The organism is Actinomadura fibrosa (assembly GCF_900659615.1).
Classification (GTDB): domain Bacteria; phylum Actinomycetota; class Actinomycetes; order Streptosporangiales; family Streptosporangiaceae; genus Spirillospora; species Spirillospora fibrosa.
Genome location: NZ_CAACUY010000018.1, coordinates 23,072 through 40,387, shown reverse-complemented (window position 1 = coordinate 40,387; position 17,316 = coordinate 23,072). Strand labels below are relative to the sequence as shown.

19 protein-coding genes are annotated in these 17,316 nt (G+C 69.1%); 9 read left to right on the top strand and 10 right to left on the bottom strand.

What is annotated here, in order from left to right; all coding sequences use genetic code 11:
• Positions 1-544: 544 nt before the first annotated feature.
• Complete coding sequence (locus E1300_RS09845; protein WP_242619042.1) at positions 545-1,135, bottom strand: helix-turn-helix domain-containing protein; 591 nt, start codon at positions 1,133-1,135, stop codon at positions 545-547.
• 123 nt (positions 1,136-1,258) lie between these two features.
• On the opposite strand from E1300_RS09845, the gene E1300_RS09840 reads away from it, so the two are divergent.
• Complete coding sequence (locus E1300_RS09840; RefSeq protein WP_131756573.1) at positions 1,259-2,734, top strand: NCS1 family nucleobase:cation symporter-1; 1,476 nt, start codon at positions 1,259-1,261, stop codon at positions 2,732-2,734.
• Positions 2,731-3,450 (top strand): aspartate/glutamate racemase family protein, encoded by a 720-nt coding sequence (locus E1300_RS09835; protein WP_131756572.1) that lies wholly within the window; start codon positions 2,731-2,733, stop codon positions 3,448-3,450. The genes E1300_RS09840 and E1300_RS09835 overlap by 4 nt, the downstream gene beginning before the upstream one ends.
• 74 nt (positions 3,451-3,524) lie before the next feature.
• On the opposite strand, the gene E1300_RS49935 is transcribed toward E1300_RS09835, so the two are convergent.
• Both E1300_RS49935 and E1300_RS53375 read right to left on the bottom strand, forming a co-directional pair.
• Positions 3,525-3,668: a hypothetical protein gene (locus E1300_RS49935; protein WP_165502765.1), complete on the bottom strand. Its 144-nt coding sequence runs from the start codon at positions 3,666-3,668 to the stop codon at positions 3,525-3,527.
• A 272-nt stretch (positions 3,669-3,940) separates the two neighbouring features.
• The gene (locus tag E1300_RS53375) at positions 3,941-4,069 is read right to left on the bottom strand and encodes a hypothetical protein (RefSeq protein ID WP_278045353.1); all 129 of its coding nucleotides are present in this window, start codon (positions 4,067-4,069) and stop codon (positions 3,941-3,943) included.
• A 372-nt stretch (positions 4,070-4,441) separates the two neighbouring features.
• On the opposite strand from E1300_RS53375, the gene E1300_RS09830 reads away from it, so the two are divergent.
• Complete coding sequence (locus E1300_RS09830; protein ID WP_131756571.1) at positions 4,442-5,560, top strand: hypothetical protein; 1,119 nt, start codon at positions 4,442-4,444, stop codon at positions 5,558-5,560.
• A 62-nt stretch (positions 5,561-5,622) separates the two neighbouring features.
• Here E1300_RS09830 and E1300_RS09825 read toward each other — a convergent pair whose 3' ends face one another.
• From E1300_RS09825 to E1300_RS09815, 3 genes are all read right to left on the bottom strand, one after another.
• Positions 5,623-6,978, bottom strand: a complete 1,356-nt coding sequence (locus E1300_RS09825; protein ID WP_131756570.1) for a hypothetical protein — start codon at positions 6,976-6,978, stop codon at positions 5,623-5,625.
• A 183-nt stretch (positions 6,979-7,161) separates the two neighbouring features.
• Complete coding sequence (locus tag E1300_RS09820; RefSeq protein WP_131756569.1) at positions 7,162-7,473, bottom strand: MFS transporter; 312 nt, start codon at positions 7,471-7,473, stop codon at positions 7,162-7,164.
• A 93-nt stretch (positions 7,474-7,566) separates the two neighbouring features.
• Positions 7,567-8,832, bottom strand: coding sequence for an amidohydrolase family protein (locus E1300_RS09815; protein ID WP_131756568.1), 1,266 nt, complete (start codon positions 8,830-8,832; stop codon positions 7,567-7,569).
• A 116-nt stretch (positions 8,833-8,948) separates the two neighbouring features.
• Here E1300_RS09815 and E1300_RS09810 point away from each other — a divergent pair, with 116 nt between their 5' ends.
• Positions 8,949-9,443 carry a MarR family winged helix-turn-helix transcriptional regulator gene (locus E1300_RS09810; RefSeq protein WP_242619041.1) on the top strand — a complete coding sequence of 165 codons (495 nt, stop codon included), beginning with the start codon at positions 8,949-8,951 and terminating at the stop codon, positions 9,441-9,443.
• Between the two features lie 139 nt (positions 9,444-9,582).
• Here E1300_RS09810 and E1300_RS09805 read toward each other — a convergent pair whose 3' ends face one another.
• The 3 genes from E1300_RS09805 to E1300_RS09795 are packed head-to-tail and all read right to left on the bottom strand — an operon-like array spanning position 9,583 to position 11,459.
• On the bottom strand, positions 9,583-10,101 hold the full coding sequence (locus tag E1300_RS09805; protein ID WP_242619040.1) for a transposase: 519 nt from the start codon (positions 10,099-10,101) through the stop codon (positions 9,583-9,585).
• 57 nt (positions 10,102-10,158) lie between these two features.
• Positions 10,159-10,722: a helix-turn-helix domain-containing protein gene (locus E1300_RS53905; protein WP_131756567.1), complete on the bottom strand. Its 564-nt coding sequence runs from the start codon at positions 10,720-10,722 to the stop codon at positions 10,159-10,161.
• A 59-nt stretch (positions 10,723-10,781) separates the two neighbouring features.
• Complete coding sequence (locus tag E1300_RS09795) at positions 10,782-11,459, bottom strand: DJ-1/PfpI family protein (protein ID WP_131756566.1); 678 nt, start codon at positions 11,457-11,459, stop codon at positions 10,782-10,784.
• A gap of 198 nt (positions 11,460-11,657) precedes the next feature.
• Between E1300_RS09795 and E1300_RS09790 the strand changes: the two genes are divergently transcribed.
• Positions 11,658-12,596 (top strand): GlxA family transcriptional regulator, encoded by a 939-nt coding sequence (locus tag E1300_RS09790; RefSeq protein WP_131756565.1) that lies wholly within the window; start codon positions 11,658-11,660, stop codon positions 12,594-12,596.
• Positions 12,597-12,956: 360 nt separating this feature from the next.
• Here the strand turns inward: E1300_RS09790 and E1300_RS09785 are convergent, their stop codons facing one another.
• Positions 12,957-13,487, bottom strand: coding sequence for a DUF3592 domain-containing protein (locus tag E1300_RS09785; RefSeq protein ID WP_131756564.1), 531 nt, complete (start codon positions 13,485-13,487; stop codon positions 12,957-12,959).
• Between the two features lie 373 nt (positions 13,488-13,860).
• Here E1300_RS09785 and E1300_RS51445 point away from each other — a divergent pair, with 373 nt between their 5' ends.
• From E1300_RS51445 to E1300_RS51440, 4 genes are all read left to right on the top strand, one after another.
• On the top strand, positions 13,861-14,001 hold the full coding sequence (locus tag E1300_RS51445; protein WP_207399600.1) for a hypothetical protein: 141 nt from the start codon (positions 13,861-13,863) through the stop codon (positions 13,999-14,001).
• 13 nt (positions 14,002-14,014) lie between these two features.
• Complete coding sequence (locus tag E1300_RS09775) at positions 14,015-14,365, top strand: hypothetical protein (RefSeq protein ID WP_207399599.1); 351 nt, start codon at positions 14,015-14,017, stop codon at positions 14,363-14,365.
• Positions 14,366-14,760: 395 nt separating this feature from the next.
• Positions 14,761-16,410: a glycoside hydrolase family 30 beta sandwich domain-containing protein gene (locus tag E1300_RS09770; protein ID WP_207399598.1), complete on the top strand. Its 1,650-nt coding sequence runs from the start codon at positions 14,761-14,763 to the stop codon at positions 16,408-16,410.
• On the top strand, positions 16,403-16,582 hold the full coding sequence (locus E1300_RS51440; RefSeq protein WP_207399597.1) for a ricin-type beta-trefoil lectin domain protein: 180 nt from the start codon (positions 16,403-16,405) through the stop codon (positions 16,580-16,582). Before E1300_RS09770 ends, E1300_RS51440 begins: the two co-directional genes overlap by 8 nt.
• Positions 16,583-17,316: the final 734 nt, after the last annotated feature.

Below are 17,316 nucleotides of genomic sequence, written 5' to 3'. Positions count from 1 at the left end.
CCCGCGCGCGGGGCCGAGGGCGCTGCGTCGCTATCTGACGCCGTTGCTGGGTGATCTGCTGGTGCCGGAGGTGACGGTCGGGCATGTGAAGCAGATGCTGGCCCCGATCGTTCACGACCACGAGCAGAGGGAGCGCTCGCTGACGGCGGCGCCGTAGAGCCGGACCCGGGCGACATTGCGTCCGACGTTGAACGCTGCGCTGCGGGCCGGGTCGATCGGAGAGGATCCGGCGTCGCTGGTGTGGACGGCGGGTCGGGTGGAGCAGTGGAGGGACTCGAACCCCACAACACCGCCGAGCCGACAACGAGCCGCCAGGGTCATCGTGGTGCTGGCCAACCGACCACTCGTGACCGGGGATGGCTCTGGTCCGTCTGTGAAGCAAATGGGTGGCTCGGTCGCGTCGTGCGACGGGACGAAGCCGCCATCCTCCAATCGGGCGCGGCGAAAACACGCGGCAGTTGGTCACGCGAGTTCACGAGTCTCGCCGCGGATTTGGGAGGGTCTTTCACGCCACGCCCGGAAAGGAGGCAACCCAATCTGATGGTCAGGGATGGACGATCAGCCATGTCGCGACGGCCGGGGCGGCCGAGCGGTTGCTGATGCTGTGGGGACGGTCGCAGGGGAAGGTGATCGAGTCATCGACCGACAGGGTCACCACCTCGCGCTCGAACTCGATGGTGAGCTCGCCCTCGGTGACGGTCCCGACCTCGTAGCCCACGTGCCGCAGCAGCCGGCCGTGGGCGTTGGACTCCGCGCCCGGCGGATAGATCGACTCGAAGAACTCGACGCCGGGGGTCTGGATCGGTGACAGTCGGCGGAAGGTGACCCCGCCGCCCAGCAGGATTGGCGCGACCTCCCAGGACCGGCGGACGGCGATGCCCTGCGGTCCCTCGACCGGCTTCTCGTGGCCGGTTTCGAAAACGGCGGCCAGCGGGACGCCCAGTGCCGTCACATAGGCGATCAGTCGGCTGACCGAGGGCCGCATCGCGCCGCGCTCGATCTGCGAGACGGCGCTCGGGGAGATGCCCAGTTCGCGGGACAGTGCGCGCAGCGAGCGGCCGGACTGTTCGCGCAGTTCACGAAGACGGGCGCCGAGGGCCTCACTGGTGAGCATGTCGATGTCTCGGTTCGTCACAGGAATGTTACTCCGGTGAAATCACGAGCCAGGTGTCCAGACATACATTCACGCTACCCGTTAAGTGATGACTTCACGGGCTGCACCCCGCGTGCGTCGCGCACCATACCCGAGGGAAGCAGCATGTCCGTCGAGACGGCCCCGTCGATCAGACCCGACTACGATCCCCGCCTCACCAACCAGGACCTCGCTCCGCTGGAGAAGCAGAGCTGGTCGTCCTACAACATCTTCGCCTTCTGGATGTCCGACGTTCACAGCGTCGGCGGCTATGTCACCGCGGGAAGCCTGTTCGCCTTCGGCCTGGCGAGCTGGCAGGTCCTCGTCTCGCTGCTGGTGGGCATCGTCATCGTCCAGTTCTTCTGCAACCTGGTCGCCAAGCCCTCGCAGGTCACCGGGGTGCCCTTCCCCGTCATCAACCGGGCGTTCTTCGGGGTGCTCGGGGCCAACGTCCCGGCCATCATCCGCGGGCTGATCGCGATCGCCTGGTACGGCGTCCAGACCTATCTCGCGTCGCAGTCGCTCATCATCATGTTCCTCAAGTTCTGGCCGTCGAGCGCGGACCTCAACGACACCAGGTTCCTCGGCCTGTCCCTGCTGGGCTATCTGGCCTTCACGCTGCTGTGGGTCGCCCAGGCGATGGTGTTCTGGAGGGGCATGGAGGCGATCAAGCGCTTCATCGACTGGGCCGGTCCCGCGGTCTACGTCGTCATGCTCGTGCTCTGCGTCTACCTGGTGAGCAAGGCCGGTTGGAGCAACATCAGCCTCAATCTGTCCGAGGGCAAGTCGCTTGACTTCAGGCACTCGGTGACCACGATGCTGAGCGCGATCGCGCTGGTCGTGTCCTACTTCTGCGGGCCGATGCTGAACTTCGGCGACTTCTCCCGGTACGGCAAGTCCTTCAAGGCGGTCAAGCGCGGGAACCTGCTCGGGCTGCCGGTCAACTTCCTGTTCTTCTCGATCCTCACCGTCATCACGGCCTCGGCGACGGTCCCGGTGTTCGGCGCGCTCTCGACCGACCCGATCGAGACCGTCCAGAAGATCGACACGACCTTCGCGGTCCTGCTCGGCGGCCTGACCTTCGTCATCGCGACGGTCGGCATCAACATCGTCGCCAACTTCATCTCTCCCGCCTTCGACTTCTCCAACGTCAGCCCGCAGAAGATCAGCTGGCGGATGGGCGGGATGATCGCGGCCGTCGGCTCGGTCCTGCTCACGCCATGGAACTGGTACTCCAACCCCGATGCGATCCACTACACCCTCGGCGTCCTCGGCGCGCTCATCGGCCCGCTGTTCGGGGTGCTGATCGCTGGCTATTACCTGGTCGCCAAGCAGCGGGTCGACGTCGACGCCCTGTTCACGATGAGCCCGGAAGGCAAGTACTACTTCCACAAGGGCTACAACCCGAACGCCATCTGGGCGACGGTCGTGGCGGGCGTCTTCTCGGTGGCCTCGGTCCTGGTCCCCAAGGCCCTGCTGGACCTCGACATCACCTCCTACGACAGCACCTGGATCACCAATTACAGCTGGTTCATCGGCTGCGGGATCGGGTTCCTCGCCCTGCTTTCCTTCGAGCGCAGAAAGCCTCTGATCGCGGAATGACCCGGCTCCTGGTCATCAACCCCAACACCGCCCGGGCGATGACCGGCCTGATCGGCCGGACCGCCCGAGCGGTGGCGGCGGCCGGAACGGTCGTGGACGCCGTGGGCAACGCGATGGGGCCCGAGTCGATCGAGAGCCACTACGACGAGGCCCTCGCGGTGCCGGGCGTGCTCGCCGAGATCCGGCGCGGCGGTTACGACGGCTATGTCATCGCCTGCTTCGGCGACCCCGGGCTGGACGCGGCGCGCGAGATCGCCGACGGGCCCGTCATCGGGATCGCCGAGGCCGCCATGCACACCGCGACCCTGCTCGGGCGCAGTTTCAGCGTCGTCACCACGCTGTCGCGGACGATCGGGCGGGCCCGCGACCTGGTCCACCGGTACGGGTTCGAGCGGGCGTGCTCCGGATTCCACGCCTGCGACGTCCCCGTGCTGGAGGTGGAGGCCGCGCGCAAGCCGCTGTTCGAAGCCTGCGCGCGGGCCGCCGAGAGCGACGGCTGCGACGTGCTCGTCCTCGGCTGCGCCGGGATGGCCGGATTCTGCGCGGAGTTCTCCGCCGAGCTGCGCGTCCCGGTCGTCGACGGGGTGTCGGCGGCGACCAAGCTGGCCGAGTCGCTGATCGCGCTCGGGCTGAAGACGAGTGACCGCGGTGAATTCGCGCCCCCGCCGCCCAAGCGCTACAGCGGCCCGCTGAGCACGTTCGGCACCCAGGGGTGACCGGTCCGCCGCTCGCGGGCCCGTACGGACCCCGCCGCCGCGACCACGCGAACCCGTGACTCGCGCATCGGCCCTCAACGAGCCGTCCATTCCGCCGCTGCAAGATCCGATGGCGACAGCTGGGCGTTCACGTATCGGACCGCAAGCCAGCAGTCCGTGATCGGTCTCCTGAACACCGACGCGGCGGCGCGTTCGGCGACCGCGGCTTCGACGTTCACCGTCCACACCTTGCCTAAGCCACCGAGCACCCGCTGAGACGCGCGGAGGCCGTCCTGGAGGCGGCCTCCGTCGGCAGGCGTGCACGAATCAGTGCGGCAGGACCTCGGACGAAGCCACGGCGGACCGGTGTCGCGTAGCGGTCGGGAGTTGGGCATGATGCGGTCGCCACCGTTGAGCGAGCACGGCAACGCGCGGATTCTCTACCCGGGCGTCTCGTCTCGGTCCCGGTGCTCAGTGTGGGCGCCCTGCGGCGTGGACGGTCCGCCACCGTCTACAGGCTCATCGTGGTGTTGGTGCTGCCGCTCATCGCGAACATCCAGGACGGCGCGGCGGGGACGCTCGCCGGACTCGGCAGCTCACCGAGCCCGCACGGCCCTAAGCAGCGATGGGGTTCGGCCACGGTGAACCGCGCGCACGTCGAGGGAACCACGCGGAACACCGGGCAGCCGACGAGCCTGCGTGCGCGGTACCCGCTTCACGCGTCCAACGAGGCGCCGAGGCCACCGCAGAACACCGCGACCGTCGAGAAGTCCCCGGTACCGGACGAAACTCCGGTCAGAGGCTTCGATACCCAGTCCAGCCGAGACCTTCCCGACCGGCGGCGACGCCTACACGCACACCTCTGCGAATGCCGACGGAACGCAGTCGACCGAAGTCTCGGTCCGCCCGGTGAACTACCGGCGCCCGGACGGTTCGTGGGCGCCGGTCGACACCCGGCTCGTCCCAGTGAGCCCGACAACCGGGGCTGCGGCGACGCAACGCCGCCGACTCGGTGGACATCCGGCTCGCGGCCCGGACCGGCGGCGCGCAGACGGTGCGGATGGCGCTCGGAGCCGGTCAGGAAGTCGGGTACGGCCTGCAAGGCGCCGCGGCGGTTCCCGAGCGAGCACACGAGCGCGGAGTCACCTATCCCGGTACCTGGCAGGACACCGACCTGACATGCGACCTCGGGTCGGGTGGCGTGAAGGAGACCCTCGTCCTGCGGTCGGCCAAGGCGCCCACGACGTTCACCTTTCCACTCGCTTTGAAGGGCCTGTCCGTCAAGGTCGCGGACGGCCACGTCGTGTTCACCGACGCAGCCGGGCACACGAAGGCAATGGTCCCGGCCGGGTTCATGAATGACTCGGCGGTCCGGCCGACTACCTCCACCAGAGTGGCCTACAGCCTGGTGACGGCGGACGGGGTCCCGGCGCTGCGCGTCGATCTGGACCGCGGCTGGCTGGCCGATCCGGCGCGTGCCTTCCCGATCAAGGTCGACCCGAGCGTGGAGATCAACACGGCGGGCACCAGCATGACCGTCACCGGCTCCGGGCAGGTCGGCGGTGGCCAGGACCTGGCGATCGGCTCCCACTCGGCCGCCTATCTGGGCTTCCCGAACCTGGACGACCGGCTGAAGAACCACAAGATCTTCGGGGCGTCGCTGTGGATGGTCGACTACTACTCCGCCACGTGCCGGTTCCGGCTGGCCAGCGTCCGCCCGGTCACCCAGGCATGGCAGGGACAGTTCGGCTTCTCCTACCCCGGCCCGTCGGTGGGGAGCGTGATCGCGCGGACGTCGTTCTCCTATGGGCACATCGAACTCGGCGCGACCAAGTCGCAGTGCCCCACCAAGGCGGTCACCTACAACCTGGGCAAGGGCGGCCGGGATCTGATCCAGCGGCCCGCCGGTCACCCAAGTAGCATCTCTCCAGGACCCAAGGTGATCATCTCGCCGGACGGAAGCCCGCACACTACAAATCCGGCGAATGGACCACCAGGGCCGTTCCGGGTGGAGCGGGAGTTTGCGATCGGACATCGGCGCGCTGATCCGCGTCTCGATAAGGCCGTCCGTTCGGGGTGTCGGTGCCCTGGTGGCCGGCGACTGGGGCGGTCCCAGCAGCGCCGCGCTTGAGCACGGTCCATGGCATCCCGGCCGTCCGTCCACCTGATGGGCGCGGACGGCCGGGAGGGGTGTCAGCGGACGTCGACGTAGTCGCCGGGGGCGGTGGATCCGACGTAGGTGGTGCTTCCGCTGTAGGTGGCCAGGTAGGTGCCGTCCTTGGACGCCGTGAAGCCTTTGCGGAAGGCGCCTTTGGAGTCGGTTTTGACGACGGTAATCAGCTTGCGTGCGGTCGAGCCCTTGGCCTGGAAGTAGATGTTGATCGCCGCGCCGGCCCCGGCGCGTTTCCAACCGGTCATATCCCGTTCCAGGGAGCCGGTCACGGTGATCGTCTTGCCCTTGCGGACGGGCTCGGGGGCGGCGTTGAAAGCGCTGAAGCGGGTCCGGTACTTGACCGCGACCTTCTGTCCGGTGCTCACCGAGGGCAGGCTGTAGGAGTCGCCCTTGACGGCAGCCCGCCAGTATCCCGCCTGGTAGGCGCGGGCGGTGAAGTTGAAGGTCCCGGTGTCGGGGTTGGTGATGCTGGCGGCGGCGAACTGCCACGTCTTGCCGTCGGGGGAGAACTCGGCGTTGATCTGTGTGCCGTCGACGAGCGTCTCGGGGCCGTCGAGGCCCTGGCGCACAGCCGTTCCCTTGAGCGTGACGTTCTGGCCCGAGACGACCGGTGTGGGGGTGACGGTGAGACCCTGGATCACTGTCCGGTACGGCAGGGTGATGTTGCCGCCGTAGGAGGCGTACGCGGGGGTGAACGACTGGCCGTCCGGTTCGAAGGACAACGACCACAGCGGCCGGACGGGCATCCGGACGGCGTACCGGTAGGTGCCGTCGGCCTTGGTGTAGACGTTGGTCCTGATGCCGGTGTTCACCTCCCACACCCGGACGGGCTGACCGCCGAACGGGACGTAGTCTCCCGTGGACGTGCGGCGTTCCAGCTTCCCGGCCAGCTCGGCGGTGTCGCCGACGGCCTGCGGGGTCGGCGCGGGCGCGACGGACAGCCGTGTCTCGGCCTTGGCGACGGTGATCGGGACCTTGTCGGAGAATCCGCCCTTGTACTCGCGGCTGCCCTGCGTCCAGGCGTAGACGGTGCCCGTCCGGTGCGCCGGGGAGGAGCCGGCGAAGCGGCCCTCGGCGTCGGTGGTGGCCGTGCCCCATTGGTCGCGGCCGTCGCTGATCACCACGCGCAGGCCCGGTACCGGGTGCTCGGCGCCGTCGGCCTCGTCGGCGACCAGCCGTCCCTGGTAGGTCACCGGGCCGTGGTCCACGCCGACGTCGGTGGGCGCGACGGAGAACTCGAAATGGGTGGGGACGGGATCGCCCGCTGCGTCCGGCGCGGCGGACGCGGGCAGCGGCACCAGCACCAGCGCCGCCGGCACCAGCACGGCGGCCAGCATCCGGCTCGTGCCGCGGGCCTTGGGATCGTCGCGTCTCAAACACGCCTCCGTTGGCGAGGACACGCGGCCCTCAAGATCGTTCCTGTTGGGTGTTCGGGAGACGTCGGACGATCATGCACGGTTTACCGGGGAAAGCGCCTACAAGGACACGATCCGGTCACAGCGGCGTGATACCTGAACGTCGCCCTTCACGACCGTGACGGCCTGGCCGCGCCGCATCCGTCAACGGTTGGTGGTGACTGCCGTACCGAATTGGCGGCTGGTCGAGGTCAGTGCTCCGGCCATGGCCGCCTGGTCGGCTGGCAGACCTGAGAGGGCGATGTTGGTGACCGGCCCGGTGATGAGTCCGAAGCCGGCGCCGATGATGACGTAGGCGCCGGCCAGGTAGCCGAGCGCGGTGTGCGGGTCGAGCCGCAGGAACATCAGTGCCCCGATGGCCAGCAGGACGCAGGCCAGCAGAAGGGGAAACCGAGGCCCTCGTGCGGCAACGAGCCGGCCGGACACCGTTGCCAGCACCGCCAGCGCGATGGCCATCGGAACCGTCCACACCAAGGCCTCCCGATGGTGTGTGCTGGCTCCGGGGTTCCTCGGTCGGTCGGCCGGGGAACTCGGAGTTGGCAGGCTGGATCAGTCCGCGAGGCGGGCGCCGCGGCGCCAGATGGCGCGGATGTCGAGTGTGGCGGTGATGTCGGTGGTGGGGTCGCCGTCGACGAGGAGGAGGTCGGCGCGCAGTCCTTCGGCGATGCGGCCGCGGTCGGTGAGACCGAAGCGGCGCGCCGGGGTGGCGGTCGCCGCGGTGAGGGCCTGGACGGGGGTGAGGCCGGCGCGGACCAGGTATTGGAGTTCGTGGTGGACGCTCGCGCCGTGGGCCAGTCCGCCGAGGAACGGCAGTGGCATGGAGACGTCGGTGCCCGCGAGGATGTCGACGCCAGCGTCGTTGAGCGCCTTGACCGTGCCCAGCACGTCGGACAGTTCGCCTTGCGGGTAGTGGCCGAAGCTGGAGCGCAGCGTCTGGTCCCAGCCGGGTGCCAGGCGGGACGCTACGCGCGGGTCGTCGGCCAGTTCGGCGGCGTCGATGCCCATCATGGAGGCGTTCAGGACGACGCAGGGGGTGACGAACACGCCGGCGTCGGCGATCATTTCGATGATCTTGTCGGTGTGGCGGCCGTCCATGAAGATGTGGGCCAGGCCGTCGATGCCCGCCTCGATCGCCATGCGGGTGGCGTCCAGGGTGAGGGCGTGGGCGACGGTGAGCATGCCGTGCCGCTTGGCCTCGGCGACGCCGGCGTTGAGGGTCGCCTGGTCGAGCATCGGCAGGCCGGGGTGGCCCTCGACCGAGCCGTCGTCGACCATGAACTTGATGTAGTCCGAGCCGCGCTCGATCAACTGCGGGATGAACGCGACGGCCTCTTCCGGCGTGCTGGAGAACGGCATCAGCGGCGGCGCCCCCGCGGGCTTGCCCCCATCCGGCTTGCCCTCGCCCGGCTTGCTGCCGGCAGCGTGCTTGGCGGGGTGGAAGTCCGGCGGGAACAACTCGCTGGGGTGGCCGCCGGGCGGGGTGATCCCGAAGCCAGCGGAGCGCACGTCGGCGACCGAGTCGTCCTCGGTGATGTGCGCCCGGTTGGGCCGGGTGTTGTTGCCCTGCATCTCCAACTCGGTAGTGACACCGAACCGCAGGGCCTGCGCGAGGGACTCCTTGCTCGTGTGGACGTGCGCATCGATCAGCCCGGGCAGCAGCGTGCCTCCGGCGCCGTCCACGATCTCGGCACCGGCCGGCGCCTCCACGCCGAGCGCGGCGATCTTCCCGTCCTGCACGAGCACCGTGGTCGGATCGCCGACCCGGGTGCCGTCGAAGATCCGGGCGCCGGTGATGACGGTGGTGGTAGCGCTCATTCCTTGCCTCGCTCACATGTGCGATGTGCGGTCGCCTCCATCGTATGACATTTGTAATGGACTTTCTGCTTGTGATGGATATGCAGACTGGGTGTTTGCCTTCGTAGACTGGGGAGGTGAGCAACACGACCCGGGCTTCAGCGTCCTTCACCGCGATGCAGGACGAGCAGCTGCTGGACGCCATCGGCCCGGCCTTATCGCGGCTGCGGCGCCGCACCCCGGGTTCGAGCAAGGACCTGGCCCGCAACGTCCTGCTCAACGTGATCTATGACGCGCCCGACGGGATCACGGTCGGCGAGGTCGCCGTCGAGATGGGATACCTCCAGTCCGCCGCCAGCCGGCTGATCTCCGCGTGTATCGCCGAGGGTCTGGTCCGCCGTGCCGCCGACCAGAGCGACGGCCGCCGCACCGTCCTGGAGCTCACCGAGGACGGCGAGAACGAGCGTCGCAGGTACGCCACCGCGCAGCGCCGCGCGTACGAGGAGATCACGCACGACTGGAGCACAGAAGACCGCCTCCAGTTCGCGCGCCTCGCTCTGCGTTACAGCAACGACAGCGCCGCCTACAGCCGCGGCCGCAACGCTCCGACGGCCCGCGACGACACTTCCTGATCTTCGCCCGAGTCGAGCCGGTCAAGAAGTACGAACAGTTCGCCGAGCGGACGACCGTCCCGGGCGAGATCTGGCGCGCCAGATTGGAGTGCGTCCTCTGGCAAGACCAAGACGTCGCCGAGGCGCCGCCCGGCGCGTCCTACTGAGGTTTTCGGTAGTTGGGGGTGCAGGTGCAGGCTGGTGTGGGCCAGGTATGACCGGGGAAGCCGGGGCTGGGTCCAGACACGTTGGATGCCGCGTTCAGCAGCGTCGGCGACGTCGGCGAGGTGGTCGCCGGCCAGGTTGGCCAGCTCACAGGTTTGATCGACGACCACAGCAGTTCCACCGGGTTGAGTTCGGGTGCGTAGGCCGGAAGGCGTTCCAGGGTGAGCCAGTCCTGGTCTGCGCTCCAGGCGCGCATCGCACGGCTGCGGTGCGCGGCCAGCCCGTCCCATACCAGCACCACCCGCTCACCGGCGAAGTACTCCTTCATCCGCTCCAGTACCGCGATCAGTGCGGTGGTGTCGTAGTTGCCTGGCTGGAGATGAAAACACCGACGGGCGCCGCGTCCGAGGTCGGTGGCGTAGTAGCCCAGCGCGGCGGCCATCGAGGCGCGTTTCCAGTTCAGCCGATGCCGCAGCGTGGGGGTGCGGCCGCGAGGCGCCCAGGTGCGGCGCACCTGCGGCAGCAGCGAAACACCCGATTCACTCGTAGAAAACGACCCATGCCCGGTTCTTCACGGCCCCCTTGTGATCCGCGGCCACTCGTGGGCGACCCACCGGGCGATCTCGGACTCGTCACGTTCGACCGCGCGGCGCTGCGGGCGTTGCAGGCTCAAGCCCAGCCGCTCGGTCGGCAGGCGCCACACCGAAGTGGATGCCAGCCTCACGCTGGTGAGGCGTTCGATCACCGGACCGGCCCGCTCCAACGTCCACACCTCGGCCTCGAAACCGTGAGCCTGGGCGGCCCTGGTGCAGGGCGGCGCGGACCTGCTCGATCTGGGCCGCGCTGAGTTCGGGCGGGCGCCCGCTCGCCGGACGGCGGCCCAGCGCAGCGCCGGCTTGCCGGATGGCGGGACAGCGCCGCCACGCCGTCCTTGTCCCACACGCGTTTCCAGCGGCGGACGCTTTCGGGATGGACCCCGAGTATTCACACGATCTCGACCTGGGAGCGGCCCTGCTCGAACAGCTCGGCGCCACGCATCCGCCGTGCCTCGGCCACCCGCATGGTGTGCTCCCCGCGGCCGTGGGGTAGGGCCGCCGAGGCCCTCACTCGGCCGGCCCGCCCGACAGGCGACCATCGACAGGCGGCCGCGCGTCCAAGGGCGTAAGTGTGGTGTGGCGGAAATGCAGGCGGGCGTCAGAAGGCGGTGGGTGTGTGGCCTTGGTGGCGCCAGACGATGCCGCGGCGTTCGTGGGCGAACAGTTCTTCGACGGCGTGGGCGATCTGGGGGCCTACTTCCCGTTCCAGCAGGTGAAGGCCGAGGTCAAGGCCGGAGGTGACGCCGGCGGCGGTGACCAGGTCGCCGTCGTCGACGACGCGGGCGTTCACCGCGTGGACGCCCGCGGCGGCCAAAGCGTCCAGGCCTGTGTGATGGGTGGTGGCGTAGCGGCCGTTCAACAGGCCGGAAAGGGCCAGGATGATCGAGCCGCCGCACACGGCGCTGAGCGTCACGTCGGGGTCGTCGTGCGCCGCCTTCAGCAGCGTGGGCAGGTCGGTCGCCAGGGCGCGGTCGAGCAGCACGTGAACCGGTTCGTCCTGCCGCCGTTCCCCGGTGTCCGCGTCGTGGCCGGGCTCTTCGAGACGGCCCGCGGCGCCGGGGACCAGGACGAGGTCCGCGCGTGCGGGATCCAGAGCGGCCGTGGCGTGCAGTGCCAGGCTCCCGATTCCGCCGACCACTGCACGGGGCCCTTCGGCGGAGACCAGTTCGACGCTCACCGCGCCGCCGGAGGCGGTGCCGCCGGCGTACAGCACTTCGTAGGGGGCGACGACGTCGAGCGGGTCGAAGCCGTCGAACAGGACGATCTGGGCGCGCATGAAGAGTCCCCTCGCGTGTGGCGGCCATCCGGCCCATGCCGGAATCGTCCCCGACGCTAATCGGCCACCGGCATGCCTCCCAGTGGCAATAGTGACGCCTTTCAACGGGAAATCGCCAGACGGCAAGTGACGCTCTGAACTGCTCTGAGTCAAGCTGAAAGCTGAGATTGGGCGTCGGCGCAGAGGTATCTTCTCGCCATGCACACCGTCGCCGTTCTCGCCCTGGATCAGGTGATCCCGTTCGATCTGTCCACTCCGATCGAGGTCTTTTCCCGGACCCGCCTCCCGGACGGACGGCCCGGCTACCGCATTCGCGTCTGCGCCGAGCGGCCGGAGATCGACGCCGGCGCCTTCACCATGCGCGTGCCCTGGGGACTGGACGGGCTCGAAGCCGCGGACACGATCATCGTCCCCGGCATCGCCGACCCTGCGGCACCGCTCGCTCCCGCCGTCCGCGACGCGCTGCGCAGGGCCGCCGCGAGCGGCACGCGCATCGCCTCCATCTGCTCGGGCACCTTCCCGCTGGCCGCCGCCGGGCTCCTGGACGGTCTGCGGGCCACCACCCACTGGACAGCCACCGGTCCGCTGGCCGCCGCCCACCCCGGTATCGAGGTGGATCCGGACGTCCTGTACGTGGACAACGGCCAGATCCTCACTTCCGCCGGCGCCGCCGCAGGCCTGGACCTGTGCCTGCACATGATCCGCCGCGACTACGGCTCGGCCGTCGCCGCCGACGCCGCCCGGCTGTCGGTCGTGCCCTTGGAGCGCGAGGGCGGGCAGGCGCAGTTCATCGTCCACGATCATCCGCCCGCCCCCCGGGGATCGGCACTGGAGCCGCTGCTGGCCTGGTTGCAGGACAACCTGGGCTCCGATCTCTCCCTCGCCGACATCGCCGCGCACGCCGGAGTCAGCTCCCGGACCCTGATACGGCACTTCCGCGAGCAGACCGGCACCACCCCGCTCCAGTGGCTCCACCGCGCGCGCATCCGCCGGGCCCAGCACCTCCTGGAGGCCACCCACCACTCGGTGGAGCGCATCGGCGTTCAGGTCGGGTTCCGCTCGCCCACCGCTTTCCGCGACCGCTTCAAAAGGACCACGGGCGTCAGCCCCAACGCCTACCGCCGCGCCTTCGGCTGACGCGGTCCGCGGCCGCCGCCACTGCCGCGGGCTCACCAGGCACGAGCGGCTTCCGATCGTCTCGGTCAGCCCGATCGTGCCACCCGCGCCGGAGCGAGGCGCGGACCTGCACGTGCGCGTGACCGCGCCGGTCACCGGACGCGCCCCAGGCGGGCCAGATGCGCGCCGGGGGGAGAGGGCACGGGCGGACCGGTCGGCGGGTGTGGTAGCCATGGCGTCCACCATGGCGCCGCCGCGCCGAGGCCGAGCGTAGAACCTCGTACTGTGGATAACGTTCGCTTCGGCTTGACTGGCCGTGTGATGAGGGCGAACGGGCTTATGCACTTTGCTGGCCGCCGCCTATGAGGGGTCGAGCCCACATCAGTCGAGGGACTGTGTTGAGCCCTTGCGGCCGTCCGGCCAGGTGGCAGTGGCATCCCCGTCCGGCAGACCGGCGAACTCGGCAGGGACCGCAATGGGCCGTCTGCGGCGGATGGAGCGACTCGCGACGTAGACGAGGGCGAGGCTGCCGCCACCGAACATGACGACCAACCAGTACCTGTCGAACGCACTGCGGTTGGCCTGGAGTACGGAGCCGGCGGGGTCGGCGGGGCCGTAGCGGACCTTGATGGTCTCACCGGCGCCGGGGAGCCGACCGTTCCACCGACCGTTGCTGATCTCCGCGCGTACGATCCGTTCGGTCCGGGTGGTGAATTGAACTTCGATGTGGCCGTACTTGCTGCGGTCGACGCTGATGACCTTGGCGGAAACATCGACCCCGTTCCGTTGCAGGCCGAACTCGCTCGCGAAGTTGACTAAGGCCAGGAGTCCGAGCAGTAGAGCACCGAGAAGGTACCCGATGATTTGCGCCGTGCGCCCCCGTTTACTTTTCCCCATGCAGGTGAGACGCACGTCTTCGAAGATCCGTTGCAGCGAGACCCAGGTGGAAGCGTGTCCGCGTGCGGACGGCGACTTCCGCCCCTGGCCCGAGCATGCAACGCAACCGAGTCCATCACTCGGTCCATGGCGCCGCTCGCCAGCCCTGTGCCTGCCGAGAACTGCGTCCGTGCGGGTGGGACGTGCAGGAGGTGGGCTCTGACATGGGGCTGATCAGTGGCAGGGACAGGCCGCGGTGAGGCGGTTGCCGCGGGATGATGGGTGGCCGTGCTGTTGCGATTGGCCTGCTTGACCGTGGCGAACACCTTTGCGGCCCTCCGCCTTTCTCCCGATGACTGATCGAAAAAAGGACACCGAAATTCTGGTGTTGCGGCATCAGGTCGCCGTATTGGAACGTCAGCTGGCCGGGACGCGGGTGCGGTTCACCGCTTCGGACCGGGCACTGCTGGCGGCGCTGCTGAACCGGTTGCCTCGCGGCGTACTGCGCCGGACGCGGCTCCTGGTGCGGCCGGACACGGTGCTGCGCTAGCACCGTGCCCTGATTGCCGGTCGGCACGCTGCCCGCTCGAAACGCAAGCGCGGGCCGTCCACCGACCGTCCGTTCCATCTGGCTGCTGGTTCTGCGCTTGGTGCGGGAGAACCCGGGCTGGAGCTATCGGCGGGTGCACAGCGAGTTGCTGGCGCTCGGTATCAAGGTGGCGCCTGCCACCGGCGGGGAGATCCTCAACGACGCTGGCGTCGACCCGGCGCCTGAGCGTTCCGCCACCACCTGGGCCGGGTTCCTGCGTTCCCAGGCCGAGGCGCTGCCGGCGTGTGCCTTCCTGGAGACCGTGACTCTCACCGGCGCCCGCATGTACGTGCTGGCGGTCATCTCCGCACCCGACCGCCTGTGAGACCGACCCGCCCCCGGGCACGAACCGACGGCCAGTACGACGACGCGGCCCGCGACCCAGCTCCGTGACGCCCCGCCCCGACAGCCCCGTCCCGGGCAAAGATCACGGCGAGAAGGCCTCCGCCATCACCAAGGTCATCAGGCAGATGGACCGGGACAGCACGATGGCCGGGCCGACGGCGCAGGTAGTTCGACGGTGCGGGGCTGGACCTCTCGGTCGTCGAGGTCCCGACACTCGGGCGCTGTGGGTGATTCGTAGTTGAACTAAGCCTTAAAAAAAGTGATGGAGAAGCATTGACAGTGCGCTTGCCGCATTGTTTCCTTCTCGTTACCGCCGTCACGTCGGGCAGCGTGCGGGGGTGTGCGACGACCGTCCCCCGACGAGGAGATGCATCGATGCCCGCGACCGGCAGCCCCCGCCTCCGTACCGTCCTGACAGCCGCCCTGCTCGCCGTGCCCGTCCTGGGCGCCGTCGCGCCGCCCGCCTCGGCGGCCGGGGAGACGGTGAACGTCTACCTGACCACGACGTCCGACCCGGGTGGGCGGGTCGTCACCCGCGGGCTCCAGCAGCAGACTCCCGTCGCCTTCGCGGCCACCAGCCCAGGAGCCACGCACACGATCTCGGTGAACGAGAACGTCCGCTACCAGCAGTTCACCGGCGGCGGGGCGTCGATCACCGACACGACGGCGTACCTGTTCCGGGGCGGCGCGATCAGCGCCGCGACGCGGGACGCGGTGATGCGCCGCCTGTTCCATCCGGTGGACGGCATCGGGCTGTCGTTCGTGCGCAACCCGATCGGCGCCTCGGACCTGTCACGGCCGGGCAACGTGTCGCTGGACGACACGTGCTGCGACCTGAACGACTTCGGCGCCAACGGCTACGACACCGGCGTCCGGCTGCTGACGCAGCAGGCCAAGCAGCTCAACCCGCAGCTGAGGGTGATGGGCGTGCCGTGGAGCGCGCCGGGCTGGATGAAGGACAACGGCCGGATGGACCAGATGGGCTGGCTGAAGTGGGAGTACTACCCCATGTACGCCCAGTACCTCGCCAAGTACGTCCAGTCATACCGGGCGGCCGGGGTACCGGTGGATTACATCTCAGTGCAGAACGAGCCGAATTGCTGCCAGGCCGGCAACCCGACCGCCATGAACTACCCCGGGATGTCGTGGAATCCCTCCGGCCTGGTGGAGTTCACCAAGAACCACGTCTACCCCGCGTTCCGTGCCGCCGGCCTCACCACCAAGGTCATCCACTTCGACTGGAACTACGGCGACTACGCGAGCTTCGGGTCGCAGATCGTCGCCGACACCGCCCTTCGCAACGACCCGCTGTCGGCCGGCATCGGATGGCACGACTACGCCGGCAGCCCGTCGGTGGGCACCCAGACGCACGACCAGTATCCGTCGATGACGCAGTTCAACACCGAGCACTCCGGCGGCACCTGGGTGTCCAACCAGCACAACGAGGACATGGGAGACATCGTCGAGCACGCCCGCAACTGGTCCAGCGCCGAGGTGAAGTGGAGCCTGGCGGTCAACCAGAACATGGGCCCGCACAACGGCGGCTGCGGCACCTGCACCGGCCTGGTCACCGTCCAGGAGGGCGGCAGCCGCGCGGGCCAGGTCGACTACACCATCGAGTACTACACGATGGGTCATCTGACCAAGTTCGTGAAGCCGGGAGCGCGCCGCATCGACTCCACCGCCAACGGCACCGTGCAGAACGTCGCCTACGCCAACCCCGACGGCTCCAAGGCGCTGATCGCCCACAACGGCGGCACCGGCGCCCAGTCGGTGAAGGTGGCGTGGGGCGGCCAGTCGTTCACCTACACCCTGCCCGCCCGGACGACCGCCACGTTCACCTGGTCAGGCACGCAGTCGGGCGCCAGCGGCACCCGGCAGATCACCGGCCTGGCCGGCAAGTGCGTCGCCGACGCCGCCACGGCCAACGGCACGGCCGTGCAGCTGTACGGATGCAACGGCACCAACGCCCAGCAGTGGACCCGCCACGCCGACGGGACGTTCCGAGCGCGGGCAAATGCCTAGGTACCGTCGGCCCTCAAGCGGCGACGCCACGGTGACGCACCTGCGGGACTGCCACGACGACTCCTCGCAGCAACGGACCCACACGTCGGACGACCTGGCCAAGGTCTACTCGGGCAAGTGCCTCGATGTCACCGGGAACGTGTCCACCAACGGCACACGGCTCCAGCTCTGAAGCTGCACCGGCGGCGCCGACCAAGCCAGCCCAGCCCCACGGCCGCCTGCCACCCATGCAATGAGCCGGGGTGCCACCGACCTTCTCGGCGGCGGCACCCCCCTGGGACGGTCCGCCGTCCCCTGGGGAGCCGGCACTGCCCGGCCGGCTCCCCGGTGAAAGCCCCACTTGATCAGGCCGACGCTGGACGCCCCGACCGGCCACCCGCATCGCGTTCAGAGCCATGGAAGCATGAAGGTGCAGAGACGAACCGCCTCAGCACCGCCGCACCCTGAGGCTGAGCCGGACTTTCGGGCGTCGACAACGTCCCCCTTAATCCCTTTCCGGCGTATTCCGGAGCGGCTCCCTTACTGCGCGGCCACCGGAGTCGACATCGCCACCCACCAACTGCGGCAACGCCGGGGTGTCCATCGAGGCGTCCGCCGACGTCTCGGCCACACCAGTACCGAGACCACACAGCTGTACACACTGCTGGACGACAAGGTCGCCGACGCCGAGATCCGCGCCGCCCGCAGACGACGCAACCGAACACTCTGACCAGTCCAACCCGAACCCGCGCCAAGTTCGGCAGGCACCCCACCCCAGGCCCATCAGGCCTCGGCGCTACCTTGCCCTTCGCCGGAGCTTCAAGAGTCCCGGCCGTTCCGGTACGTGTCCACGAGCCACCCTCGAGCCGACATTGGAACGAACTAGGGCAAACGTGACGGCGGAGAAGCCGGGTGTTCTCGCGTTTT

Coding starts and splice junctions, on each gene's coding strand:
- E1300_RS09835 (WP_131756572.1), top strand. CDS start 2,731: ATGACCCGGCTCCTGGTCATCAACCCCAACACCGCCCGGGCGATGACC.
- E1300_RS09770 (WP_207399598.1), top strand. CDS start 14,761: ATGCCCGCGACCGGCAGCCCCCGCCTCCGTACCGTCCTGACAGCCGCC.
- E1300_RS53905 (WP_131756567.1), bottom strand. CDS start 10,722: ATGGTCGCCTGTCGGGCGGGCCGGCCGAGTGAGGGCCTCGGCGGCCCT.
- E1300_RS09840 (WP_131756573.1), top strand. CDS start 1,259: ATGTCCGTCGAGACGGCCCCGTCGATCAGACCCGACTACGATCCCCGC.
- E1300_RS09795 (WP_131756566.1), bottom strand. CDS start 11,459: ATGCGCGCCCAGATCGTCCTGTTCGACGGCTTCGACCCGCTCGACGTC.
- E1300_RS09815 (WP_131756568.1), bottom strand. CDS start 8,832: ATGAGCGCTACCACCACCGTCATCACCGGCGCCCGGATCTTCGACGGC.
- E1300_RS09820 (WP_131756569.1), bottom strand. CDS start 7,473: ATGGCCATCGCGCTGGCGGTGCTGGCAACGGTGTCCGGCCGGCTCGTT.
- E1300_RS09790 (WP_131756565.1), top strand. CDS start 11,658: ATGCACACCGTCGCCGTTCTCGCCCTGGATCAGGTGATCCCGTTCGAT.
- E1300_RS51440 (WP_207399597.1), top strand. CDS start 16,403: ATGCCTAGGTACCGTCGGCCCTCAAGCGGCGACGCCACGGTGACGCAC.